Below are 25,713 nucleotides of genomic sequence, written 5' to 3'. Positions count from 1 at the left end.
GCTGCAACCAACAAAAGCCGATAACGATATGCGCCAAACCGTGTAGCGCGGCTTGACGTCTTAAGCCCGCTACGTGTATTGCTAATCTCGTGCGGCCGGTTAAGTTTCTGCAAAACGATTATTGGAGCGCGCACAGAGCGCTTTTTATACTCGGCTCTCAGTCAGCACTCGCCGCATGAGAGTGCCAGCGAGATTCCCATTTCTCTATGCCTTGAAGGAAGAAACAGATAAGTTTGCGTCCGTTACATGATCGCGTGATCGTGAAGCGTCTCGATCAGGAAACACGTACTGCATCGGGCATCGTGATTCCCGATAGCGCCGCCGAAAAGCCGGATCAGGGCGAAATCGTCGCCGCCGGGCCGGGCCGTCGCGGCGACGACGGCAAGCGTATCGAACCCGACCTGAAGGTCGGTGAGCGTGTGCTGTTCGGCAAGTACTCGGGCCAGTCGGTGAAGGTCGACGGCAACGAACTGCTGGTGCTGCGCGAAGAAGATATCGTCGCGGTCGTTCAATCCTGAGGAGAATGCAATCACGGCAGCTAAAGAAATCGCCTTCAGCGATCACGCACGCTCGAAACTGGTAGAAGGCGTCAACTTGCTCGCCAATGCGGTGAAGGTCACGCTCGGCCCGAAAGGCCGTAACGTCGTGCTCGAACGGAGTTTCGGCAGTCCCATCGTCACGAAGGACGGTGTATCGGTGGCGAAGGAAATCGAGCTTGCGGACAAGCTGCAGAACATCGGCGCGCAACTCGTGAAGGAAGTGGCGTCGAAAACCAGCGATGCCGCCGGTGACGGCACGACGACAGCCACTGTGCCCGCGCAGGCCATCGTGCGCGAAGGCCAGAAGTATGTGGCGGCAGGTCTCAATCCGCTCGATCTGAAGCGCGGCATCGACAAGGCAGTGATCGCCGCCGTCGAAGAACTCGCGAAGATCAGCAAGCCGACCACCACCAGCAAAGAGATTGCACAGGTTGCGACCATCTCGGCCAACGGTGAAGAATCGATCGGTCAACGCATTGCGGAAGCGATCGACCGCGTCGGCAAGGAAGGCGTGATCACCGTCGAAGACGGCAAGTCGCTGGCCGATGAACTCGACGTGGTCGAAGGCCTGCAATTCGATCGCGGCTATCTGTCGCCGTACTTCATCAACAATCAGGACCGCCAGCTCGCCGTGCTCGAAGAGCCGTTCATCCTGCTGCACGACAAGAAGGTCTCCAACATCCGCGATCTGTTGCCCGTGCTCGAACAGGTGGCAAAGTCAGGACGCCCGCTGCTGATCATCGCGGAAGACGTGGAAGGCGAAGCGCTCGCGACGCTGGTCGTCAACAATATTCGCGGCATCCTGAAGACAGTAGCCGTGAAGGCGCCGGGTTTTGGCGACCGTCGCAAGGCACTGCTCGAAGACATCGCGATTCTGACGGGCGGCCTGGTGATCGCCGAGGAAACCGGCCTGACGCTCGAAAAGGCTACTCTCGCGGAACTCGGCCAGGCCAAGCGCATCGAGGTCGGCAAGGAGAACACCACGGTTATCGATGGCGCAGGCGAGAAGGTCAACATCGAGGCACGCGTGAAGCAGATTCGCGCGCAGATCGCCGAGGCAACATCGGACTACGATCGCGAGAAGCTGCAGGAACGCGTGGCAAAGCTCGCTGGCGGCGTGGCAGTCATCAAGGTGGGCGGCGCGACCGAAATCGAAGTGAAGGAGAAGAAGGACCGCGTCGACGACGCGCTGCACGCTACACGCGCGGCCGTCGAAGAAGGCATCGTGCCGGGCGGCGGCGTGGCGCTGATCCGTGTCAAGCAGGCGATCGCCGAACTGAAGGGCGCAAATGCCGACCAGAATGCCGGCATCAACATCGTGCGCCGTGCGCTCGAAGAACCGTTGCGCCAGATCGTCGCGAATGCAGGCGAGGAAGCGAGCGTCATCGTCGCCAAGGTCGCGGAGGGTTCGGGCAACTATGGCTACAACGCCGCCACGGGTCAGTACGGCGATCTCGTCGAAACGGGTGTCGTCGATCCGACCAAGGTCACGCGTACCGCGCTGCAAAACGCGGCATCCGTGGCCAGCCTGCTGTTGACGACGGACGCCACCGTGCACGAAGCACCCAAGGATGCAGCGCCTGCTGCGCCGGGTGGTCCGGGCGCGGGGGGACCAGGGTTCGATTTCTAAGGCATTTTTGAGAAGGTTCGCTGACGCTGTGAAGCGTCAGCGCAAGAACGCCGCGCGTATCGATGAGATTCGCGCGGTGTCTGTTTCGTTCAAGTCAGTGCACGCATGTTTATCTTCATCCACAACTCGATTACGTACGTCACACGCTAGCGCGCAAATCGAGTCCTGATACGCCGCTTTCTCAAATTCACCCTCGGACATCGTGTCAAATCATGCGCTCGCCTCTGTCCTGCTGAACTGAAAAGCAAAGCACAAAAAAGCGTTTGTCTTCGCAGCGCTGACCAGCTTTTAATATCAAACTTACCTTCGCTCGACGCGCACCTTTCGAGACATATCGCCTGTCGACTTCGGATGGAGTGCCCGTCACAACTCCGCAGCTGAGCGTTCATTTTTTTTACCGCGATCATGGAGCGTATGTGTCTGATCTGACTTCTTCGCGTCATGGGTCTGCTTCGCCCTTATGCACCCGCGCCGGTGTATCGAAAGTCACACTGTACAAGTGGCTTTCGTGGGCGGTGCCCGCGCTTGTCGTTGTGCTGTGGGAAGCCGCTGCACGCCTCGGCCTCATCACGCCGCAGGTGCTGCCGGCGCCGAGCAGTGTGCTCGGTACCGCAATCGATCTCGCGCATAACGGTGAATTGTTCGTTCATCTTGGCGTGTCGCTGCTGCGCGCTGCCGCGGGTTTTGTGATCGGCGGAACGATCGGGCTTGCGCTGGGCATTCTCGTCGGCTTCTCGCCGTTCGCGCGGGCGCTGTTCGACCGCTCGATCCAGATGGTGCGCGCCATACCTTTTCTCGCGATGCTGCCGCTCGTCATCGTCTGGTTCGGTGTTGGCGAGGTCGCGAAGATTTTTCTCGTCGCGCTTGCCGTGCTCTTCCCCATCTACATCAACACAATGCTCGGCATCCGCCAGATCGATCCGAAGCTGACGGAACTTGCGAAGGTGATCGGGCTCGACTGGACCGCCATCGTGCGGCGAATCATCCTGCCCGGCGCGATGCCGTCCATCCTCACCGGCGTGCGCTACGCACTCGCTCATGCATGGCTTGCACTCGTGATCGCCGAAACGCTGGCGACAACCAAGGGCATCGGTTTTCTCGCGATGGATGCCCGTGAATTCCTGCAAACCAATGTCATTCTGCTGACCATGATCATCTACGCGATCATCGGCGTGATCGCCGACGCACTGGTGCGATCGCTCGAAGCCCGCTTTCTGTCGTGGCACGCGAACTACGCGCAAGGAGTACGCCAATGAGCGCGAGCCTCGCGTTATCCCGTGAATCGAATATCCTTGAACTCAATGAAGAGCGTGCAGCGCGGCCAGGGCTCGCCGTATCGGTACGCGGCCTGCAACGCCGATACGGCGCTCGGGTCGTCATCGATTCGCTGGATCTCGACATCAACAAGGGTGAATTCGTCGCGCTGCTAGGTGAAAGCGGCTGCGGCAAGACCACGCTGCTGCGTGCGCTGGCCGGACTCGATCGGCCCGATGCGGGACAGATCCGTGCACCAGAGCGGCCTTCCGTCGTGTTTCAGGAGCACCGGTTGCTGCCGTGGGCCACGCTATGGGAAAACGTCGCGCTTGGCCATGAAGCAACGGTTGGCCGCGCGGGTGCCGCGCATGCGCTCAATGAAGTCGGCCTGTCCGGCCGCGAAAACGACTGGCCACGCAACCTGTCGGGCGGTCAGGCACAACGCGTCGCGCTGGCACGCGCACTCGTTCGCGATCCCGCGCTGCTCCTGCTCGACGAACCATTCGCGGCACTCGACGCTCTCACGCGTATCAAGATGCACGGACTCGTCAAGGAACTCGTGGCACGCCATCAGCCCGGCGTGCTGATCGTCACGCATGACGTCGACGAAGCGCTCACGCTCGCCGATCGCATCCTGGTGATGCGCGCGGGGCGCATCGCCGCTTCCTTCCAGCCCAAACACCACACACCACAGGAGTTGCGATCCGTCCTGCTCGACGAGCTGGGCGTACGTGCTCACTGATCGGGTCGCTTTTCAGCATCACATCGAGGACTTTAAAACAATGAACGATCACTCATCTGGCCGCCGCCAGGTTTTGCGGGCGGCGGGTGGACTGCTGGCCGGTCTCGCCACCAGCAGCGTGCTGCCCGTGCGCGCCGCCGAGCCGCGCAAGCTGACACGCAACACTGACACGGTGCGCATCGGCTGGGGCTATGGCAGCCTGCCCGATATCGCGAAGCAACGCGGCGTGTTCGAAAAGACGCTTGCCGAGAAGGGCATCAAGGTCGAATGGATCGGCCCGTTTCCGAACCACGCACCGTCAATCCAGGCCGTGGTCGGAAACAGCGCTGACTTTGGCTTCTGGGGCTCGACAACGCCGGCGCTGGCCGCGATGCTCGCCGGCTCGCCGATCGTCTTCACTGCGTTCGACGTCTATTCGCCGCGCTCGACAGCCATCATCACGAAGAAGTCGAGCGGCATCAATTCGGTCGCGGATCTGGCAGGCCGCAAGGTCGCCGTCAACCGCTCGGGACTCGGCGAGTTTCTGTTGATTGCAGCGCTGGAGAAGAACCACATTGATCGCGATAAGGTTCAGTTCGTCTATCTGAATCCACCCGATGCCGCGCCCGCGTTTGCGCAAGGCAAGGTGGACGCATGGTCGATGTGGTCGCCCGCCGTCGATATCTCGCGTTTTTCGAACGACGCGCACGACATCTTCAACGAAGGCCGCGACCTCGAGTTCCTGATCGACTACAGCTCGCTGGTGACGCGCCGTAAGTTCGCCGACGAGAACTCGGAACTGGTGCGCGCGGTGATCGACGCGTATTACGTCGAAGGCGCGTGGCAGTCGGCGCATCCGGTCGAATCCGAACAGCTCGTGCAGCGCGAAGCGAAATATCCGGACCAGGTACGCGATTATCTGGCAAGCCTCAAGCGCGTCAATCAGTTCCACGAACCCGACGACGCGGCATTCATCGCGCAGTTGCAGCGCGCCGCCGACTGGCTCGCCGAACGCAGGATCATCAACTCGCGCATCAAGGTCGCGGATTACAGCGTCAAGGTTTGATGCAGCCGCCGATGAACACACATCACACTATCCGAGAAGAGCGCCACACGCATGGCTGACTCTGATCCAACCATCGCTCATAGCGGACAGCCGAAGCTGGTTTCGCCGCTGTCCATTGCGCTCGGCCTGTCGGGTGTCATCGACGATATCGCGTCGACTGCGGCGGAGCGCGAACTGGCTCACCGTCTGCCGTACGACGAGATCGGCGCGCTCAAGGCGCACGGCTTCGGCGCATTGCGCCTGCCCTCCGATGCCGGTGGGCACGGCCTGCGATTGAGCGAACTTCTGACAGTAGCCCGCGATGTAGCGGCGGCAGATTCGAATATCGCTCACGCGTTTCGCAATCATCTGTGGCAAGTCGAAGCGGCGCTCCGGCGACGAGACCATCCGTTTCACGCTCACGTGCTTGCATTGACTGCGCAGAAGAAAACCATCGGACTGAGTTTTGCCGAAACCGATGCGCGCGCCGCGGGCGCACGATCGAGCCGCGTGCTCAGCAAGCTCGAATGGGACGATACACAACAGCATTATGTCGGCTCGGGCGACAAGATCTACGCGACGGGCAATCTGTATAACGACGCCTTCGTCGGGGTCGCTGTCGAAAGCCGCGAGGGCCGCACCGTGCAATATGTGCTCGAGCGCGGCGAAGGCGTCAGCGACGATGATGACTGGCAAGGTTTTGGCCAGCGTCTGACGGGCTCCGGCACTGCGAGATTTCGTGCTGTGACGGTCCCCGCCGCGCAGGTTTATCCGCAGGATCCGCCGCGCTCCGACGAAGCCGCGCCCTGGGGATTTACCTTCCATCAGGTGTATCTGACGAACTGCATTGCGGGCATCGCGCGACGCGTCGCGTTGGACGCGGTGGACGTGCTGCGCGCACGTAAGCGCAACTTCTATCACGGCGAAACCGCGCATCCCGCCGATGAACCGGTGCTCCAGGCCTTGCTTGGCCGCATCCGCGCATATGCCGCGAGCGTCGAGGCAACGGCCGATCGCGCGGTCAGCGCGCTGCAACTCGCGTCGGACGCTTATGGCACAAGCGACGAATATGATGCGACACTCGCGGCAACGTTCGCGGCGTCGGAGGCAAAGGTCGTGATCGACGACCTCGCGCCGCAGATTGCCACCTGGCTGATCGATCTCGGCTCAGGCTCGGTCGTCTCGCGCGTCGGTGCGCTCGACAGGCACTGGCGCAATATCAAGGTGATGGCCTCGCACAATCCCCGGCTCTACAAAGAGCGTCTGCTTGGGCAAAACCTGTTGAACGGGCAGCTTCCCCCGACAGGCGCATTCTTCTGATAGCAACAGGCCACGTCGCAACGTGGCCTGTTGCTATCCTGTGCGCTCAGTCGGCAAGCAGGCGGCGCACGCGCGGCGCCACTTCTTGCGCGAAGACACGCATATCAGCCTCGAAAGGCTGAAACTGCAGCATGAACAGTTCGATGCCCGCACGATGGAACTCAGCGATACGCTGCGCCACCGTGTCGTAATCACCGACCAACCCCGCGGCCGTCCCGCCGTTCGATCCCACGCGTGCCGATTGCGCGAACGTCTGGATCATCACCACGTTGGGATCGATATTCGCCTTCTGCCGCTCGCGCAACGGCTTGTCGAGTTCGGCGAGTGCAAAGAGATGCGCAAGGTGTGCGTCGGCTTCGGCCTGCGTCGGTCGCGCAATCACGAATGCGGACAAGCCGAAGCGCAACGGCGCCTGCCCCGCTCGCCGCGTTCGCGCCGATACATCGCCGATCAGGCGCGCGACATCGTCATACGGCTGGCCATTGATGAACCACACATCGCCATGCGCAGCCACCAGCGAGCGCGCCGGCTCCGACTCGCCGCCCACGTAGATACGCGGACGTGCGCGGAACGGGTCGGCGGGCCGCAACGCGTAGTCGTCGATACGGAAATGGTCGCCTTGATGATTCAGCGTTTCGCCGCGCAACAGCGCATCCACCACTGCGATCCATTCGCGGCCGTAGGCATAGCGCTCATCGTGTTCAGGAAACCCGATACCAGCACGCTCGAGTTCCGGACGGTTCCACGCATTCACCAGATTGATCGCGAACCGGCCGCCGCTGATGTGCTCGATCTGTTGCGCCATCTTGGCCAGCACGACGGGATGATAGAGATATGGCTTGATAGCAGCGATGATCTCGATACGCGAAGTCAACGCCGCCAGTGCCGCCGACGCCGTCCATGCTTCGAGCTGATCGAGCGAAGCGTCGTGCGGGTTGATCGTATGCTGCGCGACGAGCACCGAATCGTAGCCGAGTTGCTCGGCCTCCAGCACGAGTGCCTTGTTGCGGGCCCAGGATGCATCGTAGGGTTCGTCGGGGTCCTGTAGCGCTGCACGGCTGCCGTGCACTAGCGCCCAAATGCCGAACCGCGGGAGTGAGGTTGTTGCCATCGGTGCCTGATCGATACACGTCCATTGAGGCTGTGTATGCTACCGCCGCATCCGTTCGCGCGATCTATTTTGTGCTGCTATCGAATTATCGAAATGGCATGTTGCGCACATGCCGTCGATGCCGCTCAGCGTGTGTTTTGACCCGCACGCACATCGAACGCACCGCCGGTTAGCACCTGATCGCGCAGTGTCACCGGCTTCTTGCCGGGCAAGAGCGGAAACACCAGCTCAGCGAAGCGAATCGATTCCTCCAGATGCGGATAGCCGGATAACACGAAGCTGTCCGCGCCGGCATCGACATATTCCTTCAGCCGTTGCGCCACCGTCTGCGGATCGCCGACCAGCGCCGTGCCCGCGCCGCCGCGCACCAGCCCCACGCCTGCCCAGAGATTCGGGCTGATCTCCAGCTTGTCGCGACGCCCGCCATGCAATGCGGCCATACGCTGCTGACCAACGGAATCCATGCGCGCGTAGTTCTCCTGCGCGCGCCGAATGTCTTCGTCGTCGAGCTTGCTGATGAGGCGGTCGGCTTCCGCCCATGCCTCTTCGTTTGTCTCGCGCACGATCACGTGCAGACGCACGCCGAGACGCAGCTTGCGCCCGTGCTCCGCGGCGCGGCGCTGGACATCGGCGAATTTTTCAGCGACGGCAGCGGGCGGTTCGCCCCACGTCAGGTAGGCATCGACATGCTTGGCGGCCAGTTCATGCGCAGCCGGCGACGACCCGCCAAAGTACAGCGGCGGATAAGGCTGCTGCACGGGCGGATGAAAATTACGCGCCTGCTCGACACGGACATACTTGCCCTTGTAGTCAACCGTCTTGCCGGACAGCAGCTCGCGCCACACCGTCAGAAACTCATCGGCGGCTGCGTAGCGTTCGTCGTGCGGGAGAAACACTCCGTCGGCGGCAAGTTCCGTCGCATCGCCACCCGGCACGACATTGAGCAGCAGGCGCCCGTTCAAGGCCTGATCGAGCGTCGCCGCCTGGCGCGCGGCCGCCGTCGGTCCGCTGATCGACGTGCGCAGCGCGACCAGCAACTTGATGCGCTGTGTCACGGGTATCAGGCTCGCAGCCGTGACCCACGGGTCCTGGCAACTGCTGCCCGTCGGAATCAGCAAGCCGTCGTAGCCGAGCTGGTCGGCCGTGACGGCGATCTGGCGCATGTATTCGTTGGTCGGCGCCCGGCCGAAGTCGGACTTGCCGAGATAGCGGGTATCGCCCGAAGTCGGCAGAAACCAGAAGATGTCGAGACTCATGAGTGTTCCTTTGCGAGGCGCTGCGATGCGCCTGTCGTATCTATATTCACAGGCTCCGTCGCACGACGTCGGTACCTTGCCGCCGCGTGGCGTTCCGGGAGTTGATCGCCTTCGCCGAATAGCCGCTGCCGCAGAGTGCCGTCGGCGTAGGCGGTCTTGTAGAGGCCGCGGTTTTGCAACTCGGGCACGACGAGATCGATGAAATCCTCGTAGCTCTCCGGCACCACCGTGCGGCTCAGATTGAAACCGTCGATACCCGTTTCGTCGATCCACGATTCCAGTTCATCCGCAACCTGCGCGGCGCTGCCGACAATGGCGGGATAACGCCCGCCAAGCTCGAACATTTCCAGCAGTTTGCGGCGCGTCCAGCCATGCTGCTTCGCAGTGCGCGTAGCTGATTCGATCGCATTGCCCGGCACGTAGTCGACAGGCGCGTCGAGATCGTATTGCGAATAGTCGATGCCCGTGCTCGCTGCAAAGTGCGCAAGGCCCGCTTCACGGCTCGCGTAGCGCAGATAGTCGGCGTATTTTTCGCGCGCCTCGTGTTCGGTTGCGGCCGCCACGACGGCGGCACCGGCAAACACTTTCACGTCGTCGGGCCGGCGTCCTGCCTGCACGAGCTGCTCGCGCAGCGTCTGCACGGTTTCGCGCGCAACCTTGCGATTCGGCGGCGAGATGAACACGCATTCGGCGTGACGCGCGGCAAAGCGCTGGCCACGCCCGGAACTGCCCGCCTGAAACAGAACCGGCGTACGTTGCGGCGAGGGCTCCGCGAGGTGATGGCCGTCGACGTTGTAGTAACGGCCTGCATGTCGAACGGGATGCACCTTCGCCGGGTCCGCGTACACACGCGCGGCCTTGTCTCGCCGTACGGCATCCGCTTCCCAGCTGCCTTCCCACAGCTTGTAGAGCACGTCGAGATATTCGTCCGCGCGTTCGTAGCGTTCGTCGTGCGGAAGCTGCTCGCTGAGCCCCATCGCGCGCGCCGCGCTGTCCAGATAACCGGTGACGATGTTCCAGCCAATGCGCCCTTGCGTCAGATGATCGAGCGTCGAGAAGCGGCGCGCGAGCAGATACGGCTGCTCGTAGGTGAGATTGACCGTCACGCCGAAGCCCAGATGTTCGGTCACGGCCGCCATCGCCGAGACCAGCAGCAACGGATCGTTGACAGGCAATTGGATCGACTCGCGCAATGTCACGTCGACGTTGTGCTGATAGACGTCGTACACACCGACGATATCGGCGAGAAAGAGGCCATCGAACAGGCCGCGCTCCAGCGTACGGGCGAGATCGGTCCAGTACGGCAACTGACGATAATCGACCGAGCGATCGCGCGGATGCGTCCACAATCCGTGATTGATGTGGCCTACGCAGTTCATGTTGAACGCGTTGAGCAGGATCTGTTTGCGTGTCATTACAAGGCTCCGTGCCGGGGCGGCAGCTTGTCGTTGAGGTAGTAGTTGCCGACCGCGTGATACTTCCAGCGCACCGGGTCGTGCAGCGTGTGCGTGCGAGCGTTGCGCCAGAAACGGTCGAGACCGAGGCCATCGAGCGTCGCCGATGTGCCCGTCAGTTCGAACAGGCGCGAGCCTGCATCGAGCGAAATCGTCGTGGTGAGCGCGCGCGCCTCAGCCACCGCCACCGATGCTTCCGCCACCGAGCGATCCGACGGACCCGCCTGCGCGGCATCGACGAAGCGTGCCGCGCGGCGCAGCAAAGCCTCGGCCGCACGCAGGCGTACAGCGAGATCGCCGAACTGTGCGATGGTCAGCGGGTCGTCGGTGGCGCGGTCCACCTTCGCGTCGATCCAGGGCCGCGAATGCTCGCGCACGAACTGCAATGCGGCCTGAAACGCGCCACGCGCCTGTCCCAGATCGATCGCTGCATGCATGATCTGCGCGACCGGTCCGATGGTGGTCGGTCGTTCGAATGATGCCTGAAACGGCACGACCCATTCCGGTTCGACGCGCACGTGATTGAACTGCACCGAGCCGCTGCCCGTAATACGCTGGCCGAAACCATCCCAGTCATCGATCACTTCGACGCCCTGCGCGTTGCGCGGCACGAACGCGAGACACGTGATGTCACGCCCGAGCTCTTCCGTGATGACCAGCGTGGGAATCCAGTGCGCGTAGAGCGCGCCGGTGCAATAGAACTTGCGGCCGTCGATATGCCAGCGAGCCGTCGTGCGCGTGAGTCGCGTGCGTCGCTTGAAATCCTTGTGGCCGGTTTCGGCGAGCGCATTGCCGAAGCGCTCGCCCGCCAGCACACGATCGAAGAAAAAGCGCTGCTGCTCGGCACTGGCGCCGACGCACAGCACTTCGAGCGCATAGAAATGATTCTGCGGAATCTGGCCGAGGGAACCGTCGGCGGCCGCGATCGTCGCCGTCACTTCGGCCAGCGTTGCGCTGCTCACGCCCGCGCCGCCGAACTCGCGCGGCACGGTCATGCCCCACAGCCCGCTCGCGACGAACACATCGAGTTCGGCCCACGGCAGCCGGCGCTCGCGGTCGCGCGCCGCCGCTTCGGGTGCGAACTCCTCGGCGAGACGTTTTGCGACGCGCAACGCGTGGGCATCGTCGGTAATGAGGTCGGGCGTGCGTTGCACCTGCAGCTCGCGCGTATCTGCGGCCGTGTCTTCGGAAATATCGATGCTCATGTTTCAGTTCCACGAATGCCGCGTTGGCAGCACATGATTCAGGTGATAGTTGCCGAGCAGATGCAGCTTCCAGCGCACGGGATCATGCAGCGTATGCGTGCGCGCGTTGCGCCAGTGACGGTCGAGGTTGTGTGCGGCGCGTGTCGATGCGGAACCGGCCAGCTCGAACAGCTTCTCGCTCGCTTCGAGGGCGATGCGCGTGGTCAGCACTTTGGCCTCGGCCACGGCGACGGATGCTTGCGCGCTCGCTTCGGCATCGATGGGTGCCGCGGCAATTGCGTCAAGCGTGCGCCCTGCTTCCAGCAGCACTTCGCGTGCGGCATGCAAATCGATCAGCAAACGGCCTATGTCGGAGATGATGTATGGATCGTCGGTTGCGCGCTCCAGACCCGAATCGATCCACGGACGCGCGCGTTCGCGCACGAAGGCGAGCGCATCGGCAACAGCGGCTTCTGCGATGCCCTGATCGATGGCGGCCTGGATCAGTTGCGAGTTGGGACCGAACAGGCCCGGACGGTCGGCGAGTTGCCACAGCGGGAGCACGTCCTGCGGATCGACGCGGACGTTATCGAACACCACGCTACCGCTCGCCGTCGTGCGTTGGCCGAATGAGCTCCAGTCGTCGATCACCGTGAGACCAGGCGCATCGCGCGGCACCCAGACCTGCACGGCGCGTCCCGCGTCGTCGGTTGCTCGCGCAGGAACGCGATGTGCGAACAGCGCGCCCGTCGAATAAAACCGCTTGCCGTCGAGGCGCAGTCCATCTTGCGTATCACGCAGCCGTGTCGTCCCATGCAGCACCGTGGACACTGCCGTCGAGCGCCGTTCCGGGCCCGCATTGCCGAGCCGGTGGCCCGCCAGCACTTCGCCATACAGACGCGCTTTCTGCGCCGGTGTGCCGATTTCGCGCAGCACGCCCAACACGCCGAAATGATTCTGCGGAATCTGGCCGAGCGCGGGATCAGCGGTACAGAGAATCACGAACACTTCGGCAAGCGTCGCGAACGATACGTCCGCGCCGCCGTATTCACGCGGTACGGTGATCGAACCAAGCCCGCTCTCGGACCACTGGTCGAGTTCCGCCCACGGCAGAATGCGCTGACGGTCGCGCTCAGCCGCGCCTGCAGCAAAGCCTGCCGCAAGCGCGTGGGCGGCCGCCAGGGCGTCGGCGTCGCTGGCAATCCGCTTCACTCGCGCGGGATCGGGACGCCGCGGCGATTGCGCAGCGGCAACAGGGAATTCGACACTAGACATGATGGCTCACACGAAGACGGAAAAGCCCTTCGAGCCCATCGCGGCTCGCTTCGAACAGGGCCAATCCTGTATTGGATCAGCCCCGGCGTGCCAGCCCTACTATCGAATTTGCAAATGCTTATGACAGGCGCCGATTATCCCTGCCGTCGGACGCCCGGCGTTTCAGGAATAGAACGACGGCCTCGGCAGTTCGTCGTTGACGGCCCATTCGCCGAGTTCCTGCAACTTGTAGTCGACGGGATCGTGCAGCGTCTGCGTGCGCAGATTGCGCCAGAAGCGATCGAGCCGCAGCGCGCCATGCGTGGCCCGCGCGCCCGCTACTTCGAACAGGCGGGTGCTGAGATCGAGACCGACACGCATCGCCGCCACCTTCGCCGTGGCGACGGCAACGGCAACGTGGCCACGCGCCGTCTCGTCGAGCGATGCACCGCGCGCCCACGCTTCATCGAAGATCTGCACGGCGCGCGCGGCCAGCAGACGCACGCTTTCCAGTTCGACCCAGAACTCGCCATAGTGACGCAAGATGTGCGGATCCTTGCTGGCTTGCTGTGCGGGAGACTTGAACCACGGGCGCGATTCATGGCGTGTGTAATGCTTCATCTCCGCAAAGACGAGATATCCATTTCATCTCGCGAAAGGGCCGTTCTCTGTCTCACCCAGCGGAAGCCTTCCTCGATATATGGCACAAAATGGATGTGACGAAGCTGAACTCCAAATAAGAAAGCCCGCATTGCGCGGGCTTTTTCGTAGCTAGCTGTGGGAGTTAGAGCCTCTTGGGCATCCCGACCATGCCGGTCCGTGATATCAAGGTGGCGCACGTCTATGATCTTCTGCAATCGATTGCCAAGCGCAATTCCCTTGCGGGCGATGAACGCAAGGCCAACGGCGCTCCGCATGTCGCAATACGTCTGCGCCAACACCTAGACGCGATATTCAGACGGGCAATCATCAGCGGAAGGGCGGATACGAATCCTGTTGCAGCGCTCAAGCCATCCGACGTTGTGACGCCCCCCTACCCGCCACAACCGGGCGCTGAAGGCTGACGAACTCAGACACTTGCTGGTTGCGGCGGCGGTCACGGGAACTCCGCTCACGCGCTTAGCGATGCGTCTGCTGTTGCTCACCTCAGTGCGTACTGGCGAGTTGCGAGGCTCGACGTGGAAGGAGATTGACCTGGAATCAGCGATATGGGCGATTCCTGGCGAGCGCATGAAGATGGGACATCCGCATGTCGTCCCATTAAGCACGCAAGCAATCGAGATTTTGAAAGAAGTTCGGGAAATTACTCGAGCCAATAGCGTTGACGACTACTTGTTTCCGAACGTCAGAGACAGATCGCGCCCTATGGCGGCTACGACAATCAATGCGGTGCTGATCCGTGCTGGATTCAATCACGAGCGACTGTTCAGGGCACACGGCGCACGGGGTACATTCAGCACGTGGGCGTACGAACAGGGGTTCACTCCATTGGCAGTCGAACGTCAACTCGCCCATGTCGAGAAGAACCGGGTGAGTCGAGCGTATAACAAAGCCGAGTTTTTGCCTGAGAGGCAGAGAATGATGCAGGACTGGGGTGACTATCTTCAAAACATTGGCAGTTGATTTTTCAAATCCTTGCGAAGTTTAGATCTCCCGACCGGCTCCTTAACGTCTCTTCTCGAATCCCCATTCAATTGACAACCACCTGCCGCAAACCCAACGCTGGGCCTAATTCGGGTCCCATAGCGGCCGCCGATACCGTCAGCGATACCGACATTCCCGCCCGGCACTCAACGGCCTTAGGTGGGCCGCATCGGAAAGTCAGCTCCGTCCGCTCAACAAAGATCGTCCAAGCCATGCGTCTCCAGATGACTTCGGAGGTTGATACCGTCAGGTCACAGTTGCCTAACTGAGCCGGCCGGCGGCTGGTCGGCCAAAGCGGTCATTGGTCCCCCAAGTGTCAGCGGCCGATGTGGGTTCCTCAGCGGACGATGGTCGGCCGGTCCAGCTTGGACTTTCGTCGACTGGCAGTTCACCGCCACGTTCGACCGTTCAGCCATGACTATGTTTGGTCATCCGCGTGGCAGTAGCGTTTCCTGAAACGGTCGTCCGGCGCCCCGACCGTCCACGTTCCATTCCCGCGAGTTACTCGAGTGGCGCAACAGAGGCGCCGAGAATACGGTGGCGTTCAAGTGCTTCGGCGACAAAACCGTTTCGTTTCATGTCCGCAACGAACTCTCGTAACGCTTTGGCAGCCATTTCCCCTCGACTCCTGGCGACACCCATTGCCTGCCGAATGACCATAAAGCGTTCGTCGAGCAGGCGCAATCCGCCGGTCTTCGCGGCATCGGATTCCAGTTGCTGTTTGACGCCAGCGGCCACGTCGAGCGTTTGTTCAAGAAAGGTCTGGACGACCGTGGGCGAAGTCGGCGCACGCACGATCTGCGCTGCCTTGAGTTCCCGCGACAGAAACAAGTCGTAGGCGCTGCCGTTGCCCACCGCCACCCGGTTGTGCGGCTGATCGACCTCATCATTCGTGCGGATCGGTGAATCGTCGCGGACGAGATAAAAACCTTCGATCAGTACGTACGGCGCGGAGAACGCAATGGTTTCGCCGCGCTTCGGATCTACGGCGAAAAAACCGAAGTCCGCACGCTCATCGCTCACCGCCTCGACCGACTTGCCCGCTGCGTCGAATACCACGAGTTCGAGCGACACACCAAGACGCTGCGCGAATGCGCGGGCTAGATCGACCGATACGCCAGTCGGCTCGCCCGACTGCGGATCCCGGCTTGCGAGGATTGGATTACCAACATTGATGGACGCGCGAAGCGTACCCGTGGGAGTAAGTGCCTTGACGATGTCGGAATCAATATTCATGAGCTGGTTTCAGGTTGGGCCGCGCGTTGATCGTCCGGCCCAGAATTGAGAATTTCCCGGATGCTCGCCAAAGCGTCCAGCGTATGCAACAGGTGTTGCCGTAGTGCATCCGAAGCCTCTTCGTTGCGCTCGCGCTCCAGCAATTCGAGCACGTGCAGATGCTGCTTCGCATGCTCCACGTAGCGCTCACGATGCTGCATCGATCGGTAGGAGATCAGGCGACGCACACGGTTCACGCGGCGAATGGTGTCGATGAAAAAGCTGTTGCCCGACGCCTCGACAAGCGACTCGTGAAAGCGCACACCGCGCTCGTGCAACTGGTCGGCGGTATCGGTTTCGATACCGCCAGCAAGCAGATGCCGTTCGACCTCGCGGCAACGCTCGAGTACCTTGCGTTCGAGCCGGTAGCCGGGCTCAAGTAGCGCGGCGGGCTCCAGCGCGAGACGCAGGCGGTACGACTTGAGCAGGCTGTCGGGGGTCGTGAGCATTGGCGAGAACTCCCAACCATAGCCGGGCTTGCGCTCCGCCCAGCCCTCCTGGGCGATCCGGTTCAACACCGCTGTAACTTGCGCGTTCGTCAGACCGTAGCGGATCCGGATCATCTGTTCGGATACGACCGCCGGCAGTATGCCTTTGAGGCGATCATCGGCAATCTGGAAATAGACGCTCGTCACGATGCTCGTCTCGACAAGTCCCAGTTCGCTGACCATGTCGGAAAGCGGCTTCACGATCGGCCGTGCCACGAAAAAGCCACGATTCTTCTCGCGCGTGAGCACACCTTTCTCGTGCAGCATCGCGAGCGCTTCGTTCACGGGCGAGCGCGATACGCGAAGCCGGTCGGCGAGCATCTGCGCGGGCAAATGCGAGCCGGCCTCAAGTCCTTCGTTTTTGATCAGCTCGACAATCTGGGTCGCAATGGAACGGTCAATCATGTCTATCGGCCAGCCGCGCCGCACAGGGCTTTCTGTCAGCCGTCCACGGTCGCGAGATTCTTTTGCAGGATTAAGGGAATGACACCGCCCGAGCGCAGCAGCCTGCATTCGAGCTGCGTCTCCACCGCCGCGCGCACCCCGATCGCTTCGACGCGGCCATCGGCGCGCACGATACGCACTGGCACGGCGCAGCGCGGAGTGATCGTGGCGGCGTCGGCATCGACTTCGAGCATATCACCCGGCCCGAGCGCGAGTGTATCCGGATCGATGCCCGGCGCGAAGCGCAGCGGCAGGATGCCCATGCCGATCAGGTTCGAGCGATGGATGCGCTCGAAGCTCGCCGCCAGCACCGCGCGTATGCCGAGCAGCCTCTGGCCCTTTGCGGCCCAGTCGCGCGATGAGCCTGTGCCATAGCGTTCACCCGCGACCAGCACGACGGAATCGCCCGCCGCAGCGTAGCGTTGCGCAGCCTCAAAGATCGGCAGCACCTCGCCGCTCGGCGCGTGCAGCGTGTGAGCGACCGGCAGGTCCGGCTTCAGGCGGTTCACGAGTGTCTTGCTGTAGAACGCCGCGCGCATCATTACTTCCCAGTTGCCGCGGCGCGAGGCGAACACGTTCAGGTCGTTGCGATCGTCGCCACGCGAAACCAGGAAATCAGCCACGAAGCTGTCTTTCGGGATCGCGCTGGCTGGCGAGATGTGGTCAGTCGTGATGTCGTCGCCGAGCACAAGCAACGGATAGGCGCGATAGCTGCCGAGCTGGCTACCCTGATCGACTGCGGCGAACGGTGGTCGGCGCAATGCAGTCGACGCGGGGTTCCAAGGAAAGCGCGCGCTCGATGGCGCATCGAGTTCGTGCCACGCCGGGTTGCGGCTCGCCACGGCAAATGCGCGTGGGTAGTCCTCAGGGTCGACGGATTGCTCGACAAGGGCGGCCACTTCCTCGCGCTTCGGCCACACGTCGCGCAGCCAGACCGGTGTACCGTCGGTCGCGCACTGCACGGGCTCGCGGCTCAGATCGGTTTCGGCATTGCCCGCAAGGGCAAACGCGACCACGAGCGGCGGCGACATGATGAAGCCGAGATCGAGGTCGGGGTGAATACGCCCTGCGAAATTGCGGTTGCCCGAAAGCACCGCGACGGGATAAATGCTGCCTTCGGCCTGCGCTGCGCGCACGCTTTCCGTCAGTGGTCCCGAATTGCCGATGCAGGTCGTGCAGCCATAGCCGACGATATCGAAACCCACAGCGGAAAGATCGTCGATCAGACCGGCGCGCTCCAGATACGCTGCGGCGGCGGGCGATCCAGGAGCGAGCGACGTCTTGATCCACGCGGGTACCGTCAGACCCTTCTCGCGCGCCTTGCGCGCGACGAGACCGGCGGCGATGAGCAACGCGGGATCGGAGGTGTTCGTGCAGCTCGTGATCGCCGCGATCGCCACGGGATGACGCGGCATCGCCGCGTGCGGCGTGGTTGGCTTGAATTCCAGCTTCGCGAGCGTGTCAGGGAGTGCAGTGTAATCGAGCAGATCCTGCGGGCGGCGCGGTCCCGCCACATGCATACCGATGCTCGAGAGGTCAATGTCGATCGTGCGCGTGTAGCGCGGCGCGGCCTCGGGATCGAACCACAAGCCGGCAGCACGCGTGAACGCGTCCACCAGTTGCACGGCTGCCTCGCTACGATGCGTCGCGCGCAGATAGTCGAGCGTGCGTCCGTCCACCGGGAAAAAGCCCGTCGACGCGCCGTACTCCGGCGCCATGTTCGCGACGACCGAGCGCTCTCCCGCGCTGAGCGTCGAAACGCCGGGCCCGAAGAACTCGACGAATTCGCCCGACACGCCGATCGCACGCAGGCGCTGTGTGACCGTCAGCGCAAGATCCGTGGCGAGCACGCCGGGCCGCAATGCGCTCGTCAGATGCACACCGATCACGTCCGGAATGCGCTGCATCACTGGCATGCCGAACATCACGGTCTGCGCTTCGAGTCCGCCCACACCCCAGCCGAGCACGCCGATGCCGTTGATCATCGGCGTGTGGCTGTCCGTGCCTATCAGCGTATCGGGCACGGCCCATTGCTCGCCGTCGCGCTCCACGCGCGTCACTACCGTCGCGAGTTGCTCGAGATTGATCGTATGCATGATGCCCGTACCGGGCGGATGGATACGCACGCCAGTGAGCGCCCGCGAGGCCCAGCGCAGAAAGCGATAGCGCTCCTCATTGCGGCGCAGTTCGAGCACGAGATTCTTCGGCGCGGCGTCTCGCTTGCCAAAAAATTCGACGGCGAGCGAATGGTCCACCGACGAATCGACCGGTAGCACCGGATTGAGCGCGGCGGGGTCGGCGCCGGCCTCGGCCAGCGCGTCGCGCATCGCCGCGATGTCCACAAGCGCGGGCGTGCTCGTCGTGTCGTGCATCAACACGCGATTGGGCTGGAACGCGATTTCGTGCTCGCTGGTGCCGTGTTTGCGCCACGCGAGTATCGCCGCCACGGCCTGCCGGCGCTCGTCGCCATCCGTATTACGAATGACGTTCTCGAGCAGCAGACGGAGCACGACAGGCAAGTCGCGCAGTTGCGCGCCGAACATCGCGGGTAGATCGACGAAACGCAATCTCGTGCCGGCAATGTCGAGACTGGAGATGAAGGGGGTGTCGGTGTTTTCCATAACTGTATTTTTGCACTTCACATGGTCAAAATGCAATCCAGTGGAAACCCGAAATACGAAATTCAGGAGACAGCGTGGACAAACCCGGCGCTTTGCGACGAACGCCAAAAAGGGGAACGCACGGGCTTCACCGCGTGCCCCGGCGTGACCTTGTGTTGGGCGCAGCCTCGCTCATCGCGCTCGCGACCCTGGGCACGGTCTCGCGGAAGATTTTCGCGGCCGCAGAGTATCCGCAGCACACCGTTTTGAAAGGAAAGAAGTCCATGTTTGCTTATGTCGGTTCGCGCACCACGCGCGAACGAAACGCCCGCGGCGATGGCATCAGCGTCTACCAGGTCGATACGCAGACCGGCGCGCTCACGCTCGTGCAACTCGTCAAGAACCTGGTGAACCCGTCGTTCCTTGCGTTGAGCCCGGACGGCGAGCACCTTTACACCGTGCATGGCGACCTGAGCGACATCAGCGCATTCAAGGTCGACAAGGCGAGCGGCAAGCTCGCGTTCATCAATCGCCAGAGCACCGAGGGCAAAAATCCCGTGCATCTCGCGATCGACCCGACGGGTCGCTACGTGGTCGTGTCCAATCACATCGGTGCGAGCCTCGCGGTGCTGCCCATCGCAGCCGACGGGTCGCTCGAACCGCTCACGCAGCTTGTGCACCTGGAGGGCCCGATTGGTCCGCACCGCATCGAACAGAAGCAGTCGAAGCCGCACTTCAATCCGTTCGACCCAAGCGGCCGCTTCGTGATCGTTCCGGACAAGGGACTCGACCGCACGTTCTCGTTCCGCTTCGAAAACGGCCAGCTGACACCGGCCGCGACACCCTTCATCGTTTCCCGCGAGGGTGCGGGGCCGCGCCATATCGCGTTCCACCCTGACGGACGCCATGCATGGATCGTGAATGAACTCGATTCGACGGTCACGACGTATGGCTACGATGCGGCCACCGGCTCGCTCACGCCGCTGCAAGTGCTGTCGAGTCTGCCGGATACCTGCACGGGTGACAGCCGTGCCTCGGAAATCGAAGTCGATCGCAGCGGTCGTTTCGTCTACGCCTCGAACCGCGGCCACGACAGCATCGCGGTATTCGGCATCGATGCATCGAATGGCCATCTGCGCTTCCTGAATGCGGTTCCCACGCAGGGCAAAACGCCCCGGTTCATGACGAGCACACCCGATGGTCGCTTCATGTATGTGCTCAACGAGGACAGCGACACCATCGTTGCGTTCTCCGTCGATGCGCAGTCGGGCGGCCTCGCACCGACCGGCTTCGCCGCCTCGTCAGGCAGCCCGGTTTGCATGGTGTTTTCACAACGCCACGCCTGACACGCTTTTTTCGATTCACGCGAAACCTGGCGGGCCTGCCCGCCAGTGGAGAAACCATGCTAGCTAATACTGCAATCGACGAACGCGCGCTCGTACGCAAGATCACGTGGCGCATCATCCCGTTCGTTTTCATCCTCTACATCATTTCGTACATCGACCGCGCGAATATCGGCTACGCGGCGTTGCAGATGAATCATGAGCTGGCGCTGAGCAGCGAAGCATTCGGCTTCGCCTCGGGAATCTTCTTCATCGGCTACTTCCTGTTTGAGGTACCGAGCAACGTCGTGCTCAACAAGCTCGGTGCGCGCATCTGGATCGCCCGCATCCTGGTGACATGGGGCATCGTTTCCGTGGGTACCGCATTCGTCCAGAACGCGACGCAGCTTTATGTCCTGCGCTTTTTGCTCGGCGTGGCCGAGGCCGGTTTCTTCCCTGGCATCATCGTCTATCTGACGTACTGGTTTCGCGCGAAGGAGCTCGCGACCACGGTCGCGCTGTTCACGGCCGCCATTCCGGTCTCGTACATCATTGGCGCACCGCTGAGCACGTGGGTGATGGACCACGCACAGTGGCTGAACTGGAGCGGCTGGCGCTGGATGCTCGTTCTGGAAGGCGCGCCGGCGCTGATCGGCGGCGTTCTGTGCTTCTTCTATCTGACCGACCGGCCCGCCGACGCGAAGTGGCTCAAGCCCCACGAGCGCGAATGGCTGCTGGGCGAACTGGCTAACGATCGAAAGTCCCGTCCCAACGCGAAGCATTTCGGCTCGCTCAAGGCGATGACCAATCCGAAGGTGCTGTACCTCTCTTTCATCTACTTCGTCTACCAATGCGGCAGTCTTGGTGTCGGATACTGGATGCCGCAGATCATCAAGGGATTCTCGAGGACACTGAGTCACACGCAGGTCGGCCTCATCGCGATGATTCCGTATATCGTCGCGACGATCGCCATGGTGATGTGGTCCCGAAGCTCGGATCTCCACAACGAACGGCGCCTGCATTCGGCGATCCCTCTCGGCGTCGCTGCGCTCGCGCTGCTGGGCGCCGGCCTGTCGACGAATCCGTACGTATCGATCTCGTTGATCAGCGTGAGTCTCGCGGGACTCTACGCGTTCAAATCCCCGTTCTGGGCACTGCCCACGCTGTTCCTCACCCGTTCCACGGCGGCGGTCGCCATTGCAGTGATCAACTCGGTGGGTAATCTCGGCGGATTCGTTGGACCTTTCGCAATCGGGTATCTGAAGGGTGCGGGAAAAAGCGCGACGCCGGGCCTGCTGTTTCTGTCGGCACTGCTGGTCATGTCGTTCCTGATGACGTATTTCATCCGCATCAACGGGGGCGATACCGACGACGCTACCGGTGCCGTCCCGAATCAAAGCCATTGACCTCCCTTCAGGCAGGGATGCCCGATGGGAGCGTACGTGTAGTCAACAACACAAGGAAACTGGAGATCATTTTGATGAAGAAGTCTGCCGTGTCATTTGCAGTACTAAGCGGTATTGTCGGTCTTGCTCACGCGCAAAGCAGCGTGACGCTGTACGGCATTATCGATAGCGGCGTGAATTACACGAACAACGTTCAGACGGCAAAAACGGCGTCCGGTCTGGTGGGCGGCCACCAGATCGCGATGATCGAAGGCGGCTCGGCGGGTCTGCAAGGAAGCCGCTGGGGTTTGAAAGGCACAGAGGACCTGGGTGGCGGTCTCAAGTCGCTGTTCGTGCTGGAGAGCGGGTTTTACAGCAATAATGGCGCGCTCAATCAGGGAGGCGCTCTGTTTGGTCGTCAGGCTTACGTCGGCTTGAGCAACCCTGTCGGCACCGTAACGCTGGGTCGCCAGTATGATCCCGTGGTCGACAACTTCGGGCCGTTTCTCGCTGCACCGCAATGGGGCGGCTACATGAGCTCACATCCGAGCGACCTCGACAATGCGCTCAACACCCGTCGGATCAACAACTCGGTCAAGTTCCGCAGCGCCAACTACCAGGGGCTGACCGTCGAAGCGATGATGAATCTTGGCGGCACACCCGGCTCGTTTTCGAGCAACTGGATCTGGGGTGCGGGCGCATCTTACTCCCATGGCCCCTTCTCGCTCGGCGCCGGCTACCTGAACGTCCGCAATCCGAACACCTCGTTTTTCGGCGCCAATCCGAATGCAGGTCCGGCTACGACCAATAATCTCGGCAGCTTCGGCAGCCCGACCAGCCCGCAGAGCAATCCAGTTTTCGCCGGATACGCATCCGCGAATCGACTGGAGATCGCAGGCGTAGGTGCCGGTGTGACGCTCGGCTCACTGAATGTGAACCTCGCGTATTCGAATACCCGATTCAGGGACATGGGCTCCGCGTCGGGACCGAACACACTGCACTACACAGGCACGGCCGCCTTCAATAACGTCGAAATCAACGCGAAATACCAGCTGACGCCGGCGCTGCTCGCCGGTCTGGCTTACGACTACACACGCAACGGTGGTGCAGGTGGCAGGGGCGGTGCCAACTACAACCTTTTCAGCGCGGGCCTCGACTATTTCCTCTCGAAGCGAACTGATGTCTACACGCTTGCAGTCTACGAAAAGACGAGCGGGACCGATTCGACGGGGCAGAGTGCCGTCGCGCAGATTACCGGGCTAACGCCCTCCACCACCGACAAGCAGGTTTCCCTGCGCGTCGGTATCCGGCACAAGTTCTAACGCCTCGTGCGCCCGCGGTCCTGGAGACGACGGCGGCCGCATGGTGACGAGTCGGGACGAGACCTGACGGCACACTACAGAACGTCTTGCTCCGATTGTTTTAGACCTGAAGACCCTTCCCAGAGAAAACCATGAACAAATCACCGAAAGCACGTCTTTTTTGCGCAGCCATCGCACTTGCAAGCGTGATTGCCATGTCGCCCGCGCGGGCCGACGACAGCCAGACCATCTCGATCATGGTCGGCGGCATCTCGAAATTTATCTACCTGCCGGCCAAGCTCGCCGATCAGCTCGGCTACTTCAAGGACGAAAAGCTGCACGTCGAACTGCTGTCGCAGCCCGCTGGCGTCGATGCCGAAAACGAATTGCTGTCCGGTTCCGTTCAGGCAGTGGCCGGCGCCTACGACCATACGATCGACCTGCAAAGCAAGGGCAAAGAGGTTCGCTCCATCGCGACGTTCCTGCAGGTTCCAGGAGAGGTTGAAGTCGTATCGAAGGCGTCCACGATGAAAAGCATGGCCGACGCCAAAGGAAAGACCCTGGGCGTAACGGGACTTGGCTCATCGACCGACTTTCTCACGCGGTACATGGCGCTCAAACACGGCATTACGTCGAGAGAGTATTCGACACTCCCCGTCGGCGCCGATAATTCGTTCATCGCCGCTGTCCAGCAACGGCGCATCGACGCTGGGATGACGACCGAGCCTACCGTGTCGCGGCTCCTTCAGAAGGGCGATGCGTCTGTCATGGTCGACATGCGAACTGTCGACGGAACGCAGCAGGCGCTTGGCGGAATCTACCCATTTACCGGACTGTACGTCGATGCTGGCTGGCTGGCGTCGCACAAGCAGCAGGCGGCAGGGCTGGCGCGCGCGATTGCGCGAACCATGAAATACATCCATACGCATACGCCGGAGGAAATTGCGGACAAGATGCCCAAGGATTACTACGGTGGCGACAAGGCCCTCTATGTACAGGCGCTGAAGTCGACCATGGCGATGTACACGCCCGATGGAAAGATGCCTGCGGGCGGTCCGGAGAATGTTCTCAAGGTCCTGTCGACGATCAACCCGGCGATCAAGGGTAAGCATATCGATCTGCAGCGGACGTACACCAACGAGTTTGTCGCTACTGCGAATGCGTCGTGATTGCTGGTCCCGCCGGACAGGGTTAAACGCCGCACGCGCGGCGCTTCATGAGGACGAGGCTATAAAGCACCGCCAGGCGACGAATATGTAATTGGATGCGAGCAGCCCTGTTGTCGGAATCCGCCGGTATGCGGAGCTGTCGGGATGGCGCTGCGCCTTCACATGCAGTCGTTCACTTTTTGCCGGTGGGTGCGATAGTGATGGGTCGGGGAAGATCCGTTCGTTAACGCGAGAAGTGCCGTTCGCCGACGCCGGGTCGCGAATGGCAGCAAACCAACCTGCAGCCGACGCACCGCTCCTATTTGCGAGCGTCTCCTATGGCCGAGTCGAGCGCATAGGCGGTCCGGCAGCTTTCCGGGCCGAAGCGGTCTCGAGGATGGTTGTCCTGCATCAGCAGCAGTCTCAAGTCCGCCGGTTTTGTCCCACGAGAACCGCGCCGACCGCGGCCGCACGAATCCCGATGTCGCATCGTTTCGCGCGGCCAGCACCAGCTGCGCTAGATTCCAGTCTGCTCCGAAATCTCAAGCGCGTCGTCGACTTCGATACCCCGGTATCTGATTGTGCTTTCTATCTTGCTATGGCCGAGAAGCAGCTGCACTGCCCTGAGGTTCTTGGTGCGTTTGTAAATCAGCGTCGCCTTCGTACGGCGCATCGAATGCGTGCCGTACGCTGTCGGTTCAAGCCCCGCTGCATCCGCCCATCGACGTATCATCCGGGCGTATTGTCGGGTTGAAAGATGTGGGGACGCCGATAGCCGACTTGGGAACAGGTACTGTTCCGACCTCATGCCAGCCTTCTCAAGCCACGCGCCGACCGCCTTCCGGGTGGACTCGGTCAGTTCAAACTGGACGGGGCGCTGTGTCTTTCGCTGGATGAGTCGAATAACAAACGCGCGCCCCGAGCGGTAGCGCAACCCTCGCGTGCGCAGCGAGGCCTGTCCACTTGTGCGGACGCACCCCCGTCTGCCGCGGGATCGACTGCCACACCAGGCTCCAGTGATCGAGGTCGACATGCCCATTTCGTGCGCGAGCATGAGCGCCAGCGAGTTGTCTGTCGACACCGATACCTTCCAGTCCGAAATTGCGATTCGCCGGCCCGGCATCGCGAACGCGGGCACATCGAGGTTTTTCGGCATCTTCGCTTCCTTGAAGACGACCGCGGTCCAGCGACGTTCGTCCAGCGCCGTGCTCAAATACGCCACGATCGCGTTTATCCGCGCGCATGCAATGCGGGCATGGATGCAGTTCATCGCCGTCGAAAAAGCAAAGCAGAATTTGTTGGTTGGACTGCGAACAGGCACTCACTAGACTGCGACTC

The 25,713-nt window shown here is 61.9% G+C and carries 21 protein-coding genes and 1 pseudogene; 12 read left to right on the top strand and 10 right to left on the bottom strand.

Annotation, left to right across the window (positions count from 1 at the left end):
* The first annotated feature begins 227 nt into the window (after positions 1-227).
* The 6 genes from GCT19_RS24010 to GCT19_RS23985 all read left to right on the top strand — a co-directional run bounded on the left by GCT19_RS24010 (position 228) and on the right by GCT19_RS23985 (position 6,509).
* Positions 228-518, top strand: a complete 291-nt coding sequence (locus GCT19_RS24010) for a co-chaperone GroES (RefSeq protein WP_321576862.1) — start codon at positions 228-230, stop codon at positions 516-518.
* Between the two features lie 10 nt (positions 519-528).
* Positions 529-2,169, top strand: a complete 1,641-nt coding sequence (gene groL / locus GCT19_RS24005) for a chaperonin GroEL (RefSeq protein WP_321576861.1) — start codon at positions 529-531, stop codon at positions 2,167-2,169.
* A gap of 416 nt (positions 2,170-2,585) precedes the next feature.
* Positions 2,586-3,425 carry an ABC transporter permease subunit gene (locus tag GCT19_RS24000; RefSeq protein WP_184128986.1) on the top strand — a complete coding sequence of 280 codons (840 nt, stop codon included), beginning with the start codon at positions 2,586-2,588 and terminating at the stop codon, positions 3,423-3,425.
* Positions 3,422-4,165, top strand: coding sequence for an ABC transporter ATP-binding protein (locus tag GCT19_RS23995; RefSeq protein WP_018433213.1), 744 nt, complete (start codon positions 3,422-3,424; stop codon positions 4,163-4,165). Before GCT19_RS24000 ends, GCT19_RS23995 begins: the two co-directional genes overlap by 4 nt.
* A 40-nt stretch (positions 4,166-4,205) precedes the next feature.
* Positions 4,206-5,210, top strand: coding sequence for an NrtA/SsuA/CpmA family ABC transporter substrate-binding protein (locus tag GCT19_RS23990; RefSeq protein WP_018433214.1), 1,005 nt, complete (start codon positions 4,206-4,208; stop codon positions 5,208-5,210).
* A gap of 51 nt (positions 5,211-5,261) precedes the next feature.
* Positions 5,262-6,509 carry an acyl-CoA dehydrogenase family protein gene (locus GCT19_RS23985; protein WP_152853283.1) on the top strand — a complete coding sequence of 416 codons (1,248 nt, stop codon included), beginning with the start codon at positions 5,262-5,264 and terminating at the stop codon, positions 6,507-6,509.
* A 46-nt stretch (positions 6,510-6,555) separates the two neighbouring features.
* Here the strand turns inward: GCT19_RS23985 and GCT19_RS23980 are convergent, their stop codons facing one another.
* The 6 genes and pseudogenes from GCT19_RS23980 to GCT19_RS23955 form a co-directional block, all read right to left on the bottom strand.
* Positions 6,556-7,620 (bottom strand): LLM class flavin-dependent oxidoreductase, encoded by a 1,065-nt coding sequence (locus tag GCT19_RS23980; RefSeq protein ID WP_152853282.1) that lies wholly within the window; start codon positions 7,618-7,620, stop codon positions 6,556-6,558.
* 125 nt (positions 7,621-7,745) lie between these two features.
* Positions 7,746-8,876: an FMNH2-dependent alkanesulfonate monooxygenase gene (gene ssuD / locus GCT19_RS23975; protein WP_152853281.1), complete on the bottom strand. Its 1,131-nt coding sequence runs from the start codon at positions 8,874-8,876 to the stop codon at positions 7,746-7,748.
* Positions 8,873-10,291, bottom strand: a complete 1,419-nt coding sequence (locus tag GCT19_RS23970; RefSeq protein ID WP_152853280.1) for an LLM class flavin-dependent oxidoreductase — start codon at positions 10,289-10,291, stop codon at positions 8,873-8,875. Before GCT19_RS23970 ends, ssuD begins: the two co-directional genes overlap by 4 nt.
* Complete coding sequence (locus tag GCT19_RS23965; RefSeq protein WP_152853279.1) at positions 10,291-11,535, bottom strand: SfnB family sulfur acquisition oxidoreductase; 1,245 nt, start codon at positions 11,533-11,535, stop codon at positions 10,291-10,293. The genes GCT19_RS23970 and GCT19_RS23965 overlap by 1 nt, the downstream gene beginning before the upstream one ends.
* Positions 11,536-11,538: 3 nt before the next feature.
* Entirely contained in the window at positions 11,539-12,789 is a 1,251-nt protein-coding gene (locus tag GCT19_RS23960; protein ID WP_152853278.1) for an SfnB family sulfur acquisition oxidoreductase, read from the bottom strand.
* A 162-nt stretch (positions 12,790-12,951) separates the two neighbouring features.
* Positions 12,952-13,398, bottom strand: a pseudogene (locus GCT19_RS23955) (acyl-CoA dehydrogenase family protein); the annotation flags it as partial.
* 164 nt (positions 13,399-13,562) lie between these two features.
* On the opposite strand from GCT19_RS23955, the gene GCT19_RS23950 reads away from it, so the two are divergent.
* Together GCT19_RS23950 and GCT19_RS23945 are read left to right on the top strand one after the other, a co-directional pair.
* Positions 13,563-13,832, top strand: coding sequence for a phage integrase central domain-containing protein (locus GCT19_RS23950; protein ID WP_152853277.1), 270 nt, complete (start codon positions 13,563-13,565; stop codon positions 13,830-13,832).
* Between the two features lie 13 nt (positions 13,833-13,845).
* A complete protein-coding gene (locus tag GCT19_RS23945; protein WP_157646295.1) occupies positions 13,846-14,391 on the top strand; it encodes a tyrosine-type recombinase/integrase in 546 nt (181 codons plus the stop codon).
* 522 nt (positions 14,392-14,913) lie between these two features.
* Here the strand turns inward: GCT19_RS23945 and GCT19_RS23940 are convergent.
* Genes GCT19_RS23940 through acnA form a run of 3 tightly spaced genes read right to left on the bottom strand, consistent with a single transcriptional unit; the run spans position 14,914 to position 19,240 of the window.
* On the bottom strand, positions 14,914-15,648 hold the full coding sequence (locus tag GCT19_RS23940; protein ID WP_018433223.1) for an ABC transporter substrate-binding protein: 735 nt from the start codon (positions 15,646-15,648) through the stop codon (positions 14,914-14,916).
* A complete protein-coding gene (locus tag GCT19_RS23935; RefSeq protein ID WP_018433224.1) occupies positions 15,645-16,580 on the bottom strand; it encodes a GntR family transcriptional regulator in 936 nt (311 codons plus the stop codon). The genes GCT19_RS23940 and GCT19_RS23935 overlap by 4 nt, the downstream gene beginning before the upstream one ends.
* A 35-nt stretch (positions 16,581-16,615) precedes the next feature.
* Entirely contained in the window at positions 16,616-19,240 is a 2,625-nt protein-coding gene (acnA, locus tag GCT19_RS23930; protein ID WP_152853276.1) for an aconitate hydratase AcnA, read from the bottom strand.
* A gap of 263 nt (positions 19,241-19,503) precedes the next feature.
* Between acnA and GCT19_RS23925 the strand changes: the two genes are divergently transcribed.
* From GCT19_RS23925 to GCT19_RS23910, 4 genes are all read left to right on the top strand, one after another.
* Positions 19,504-20,565: a lactonase family protein gene (locus GCT19_RS23925; protein ID WP_026228243.1), complete on the top strand. Its 1,062-nt coding sequence runs from the start codon at positions 19,504-19,506 to the stop codon at positions 20,563-20,565.
* Positions 20,566-20,621: 56 nt separating this feature from the next.
* On the top strand, positions 20,622-21,947 hold the full coding sequence (locus GCT19_RS23920; RefSeq protein WP_018433227.1) for an MFS transporter: 1,326 nt from the start codon (positions 20,622-20,624) through the stop codon (positions 21,945-21,947).
* Between the two features lie 74 nt (positions 21,948-22,021).
* On the top strand, positions 22,022-23,248 hold the full coding sequence (locus GCT19_RS23915) for a porin (RefSeq protein WP_018433228.1): 1,227 nt from the start codon (positions 22,022-22,024) through the stop codon (positions 23,246-23,248).
* Between the two features lie 131 nt (positions 23,249-23,379).
* Entirely contained in the window at positions 23,380-24,396 is a 1,017-nt protein-coding gene (locus tag GCT19_RS23910; RefSeq protein WP_051106704.1) for an ABC transporter substrate-binding protein, read from the top strand.
* 496 nt (positions 24,397-24,892) lie between these two features.
* Here the strand turns inward: GCT19_RS23910 and GCT19_RS43505 are convergent, their stop codons facing one another.
* Positions 24,893-25,696, bottom strand: a complete 804-nt coding sequence (locus GCT19_RS43505; protein ID WP_321576859.1) for a tyrosine-type recombinase/integrase — start codon at positions 25,694-25,696, stop codon at positions 24,893-24,895.
* Positions 25,697-25,713 lie beyond the last annotated feature (17 nt).

Origin of the sequence: Paraburkholderia atlantica (assembly GCF_009362785.1) — a bacterium.
Classification (GTDB): Bacteria; Pseudomonadota; Gammaproteobacteria; order Burkholderiales; family Burkholderiaceae; genus Paraburkholderia; species Paraburkholderia atlantica.
Note: the sequence above shows the minus strand (reverse complement) of the source record. Positions and strands in the feature narration are given on the sequence as shown.

What these genes read in the sequence shown, in the direction of transcription:
- GCT19_RS23915 (WP_018433228.1), top strand. Translation starts at nt 22,022, where the DNA reads ATGAAGAAGTCTGCCGTGTCATTTGCAGTACTAAGCGGTATTGTCGGT.
- GCT19_RS23995 (WP_018433213.1), top strand. Translation starts at nt 3,422, where the DNA reads ATGAGCGCGAGCCTCGCGTTATCCCGTGAATCGAATATCCTTGAACTC.
- GCT19_RS23990 (WP_018433214.1), top strand. Translation starts at nt 4,206, where the DNA reads ATGAACGATCACTCATCTGGCCGCCGCCAGGTTTTGCGGGCGGCGGGT.
- GCT19_RS23940 (WP_018433223.1), bottom strand. Translation starts at nt 15,648, where the DNA reads ATGAATATTGATTCCGACATCGTCAAGGCACTTACTCCCACGGGTACG.
- GCT19_RS23960 (WP_152853278.1), bottom strand. Translation starts at nt 12,789, where the DNA reads ATGTCTAGTGTCGAATTCCCTGTTGCCGCTGCGCAATCGCCGCGGCGT.
- GCT19_RS23920 (WP_018433227.1), top strand. Translation starts at nt 20,622, where the DNA reads ATGCTAGCTAATACTGCAATCGACGAACGCGCGCTCGTACGCAAGATC.
- GCT19_RS23980 (WP_152853282.1), bottom strand. Translation starts at nt 7,620, where the DNA reads ATGGCAACAACCTCACTCCCGCGGTTCGGCATTTGGGCGCTAGTGCAC.
- GCT19_RS23985 (WP_152853283.1), top strand. Translation starts at nt 5,262, where the DNA reads ATGGCTGACTCTGATCCAACCATCGCTCATAGCGGACAGCCGAAGCTG.
- GCT19_RS23925 (WP_026228243.1), top strand. Translation starts at nt 19,504, where the DNA reads ATGTTTGCTTATGTCGGTTCGCGCACCACGCGCGAACGAAACGCCCGC.
- GCT19_RS23970 (WP_152853280.1), bottom strand. Translation starts at nt 10,291, where the DNA reads ATGACACGCAAACAGATCCTGCTCAACGCGTTCAACATGAACTGCGTA.
- GCT19_RS23935 (WP_018433224.1), bottom strand. Translation starts at nt 16,580, where the DNA reads ATGATTGACCGTTCCATTGCGACCCAGATTGTCGAGCTGATCAAAAAC.
- acnA (WP_152853276.1), bottom strand. Translation starts at nt 19,240, where the DNA reads ATGGAAAACACCGACACCCCCTTCATCTCCAGTCTCGACATTGCCGGC.
- ssuD (WP_152853281.1), bottom strand. Translation starts at nt 8,876, where the DNA reads ATGAGTCTCGACATCTTCTGGTTTCTGCCGACTTCGGGCGATACCCGC.
- GCT19_RS23910 (WP_051106704.1), top strand. Translation starts at nt 23,380, where the DNA reads ATGAACAAATCACCGAAAGCACGTCTTTTTTGCGCAGCCATCGCACTT.
- GCT19_RS23965 (WP_152853279.1), bottom strand. Translation starts at nt 11,535, where the DNA reads ATGAGCATCGATATTTCCGAAGACACGGCCGCAGATACGCGCGAGCTG.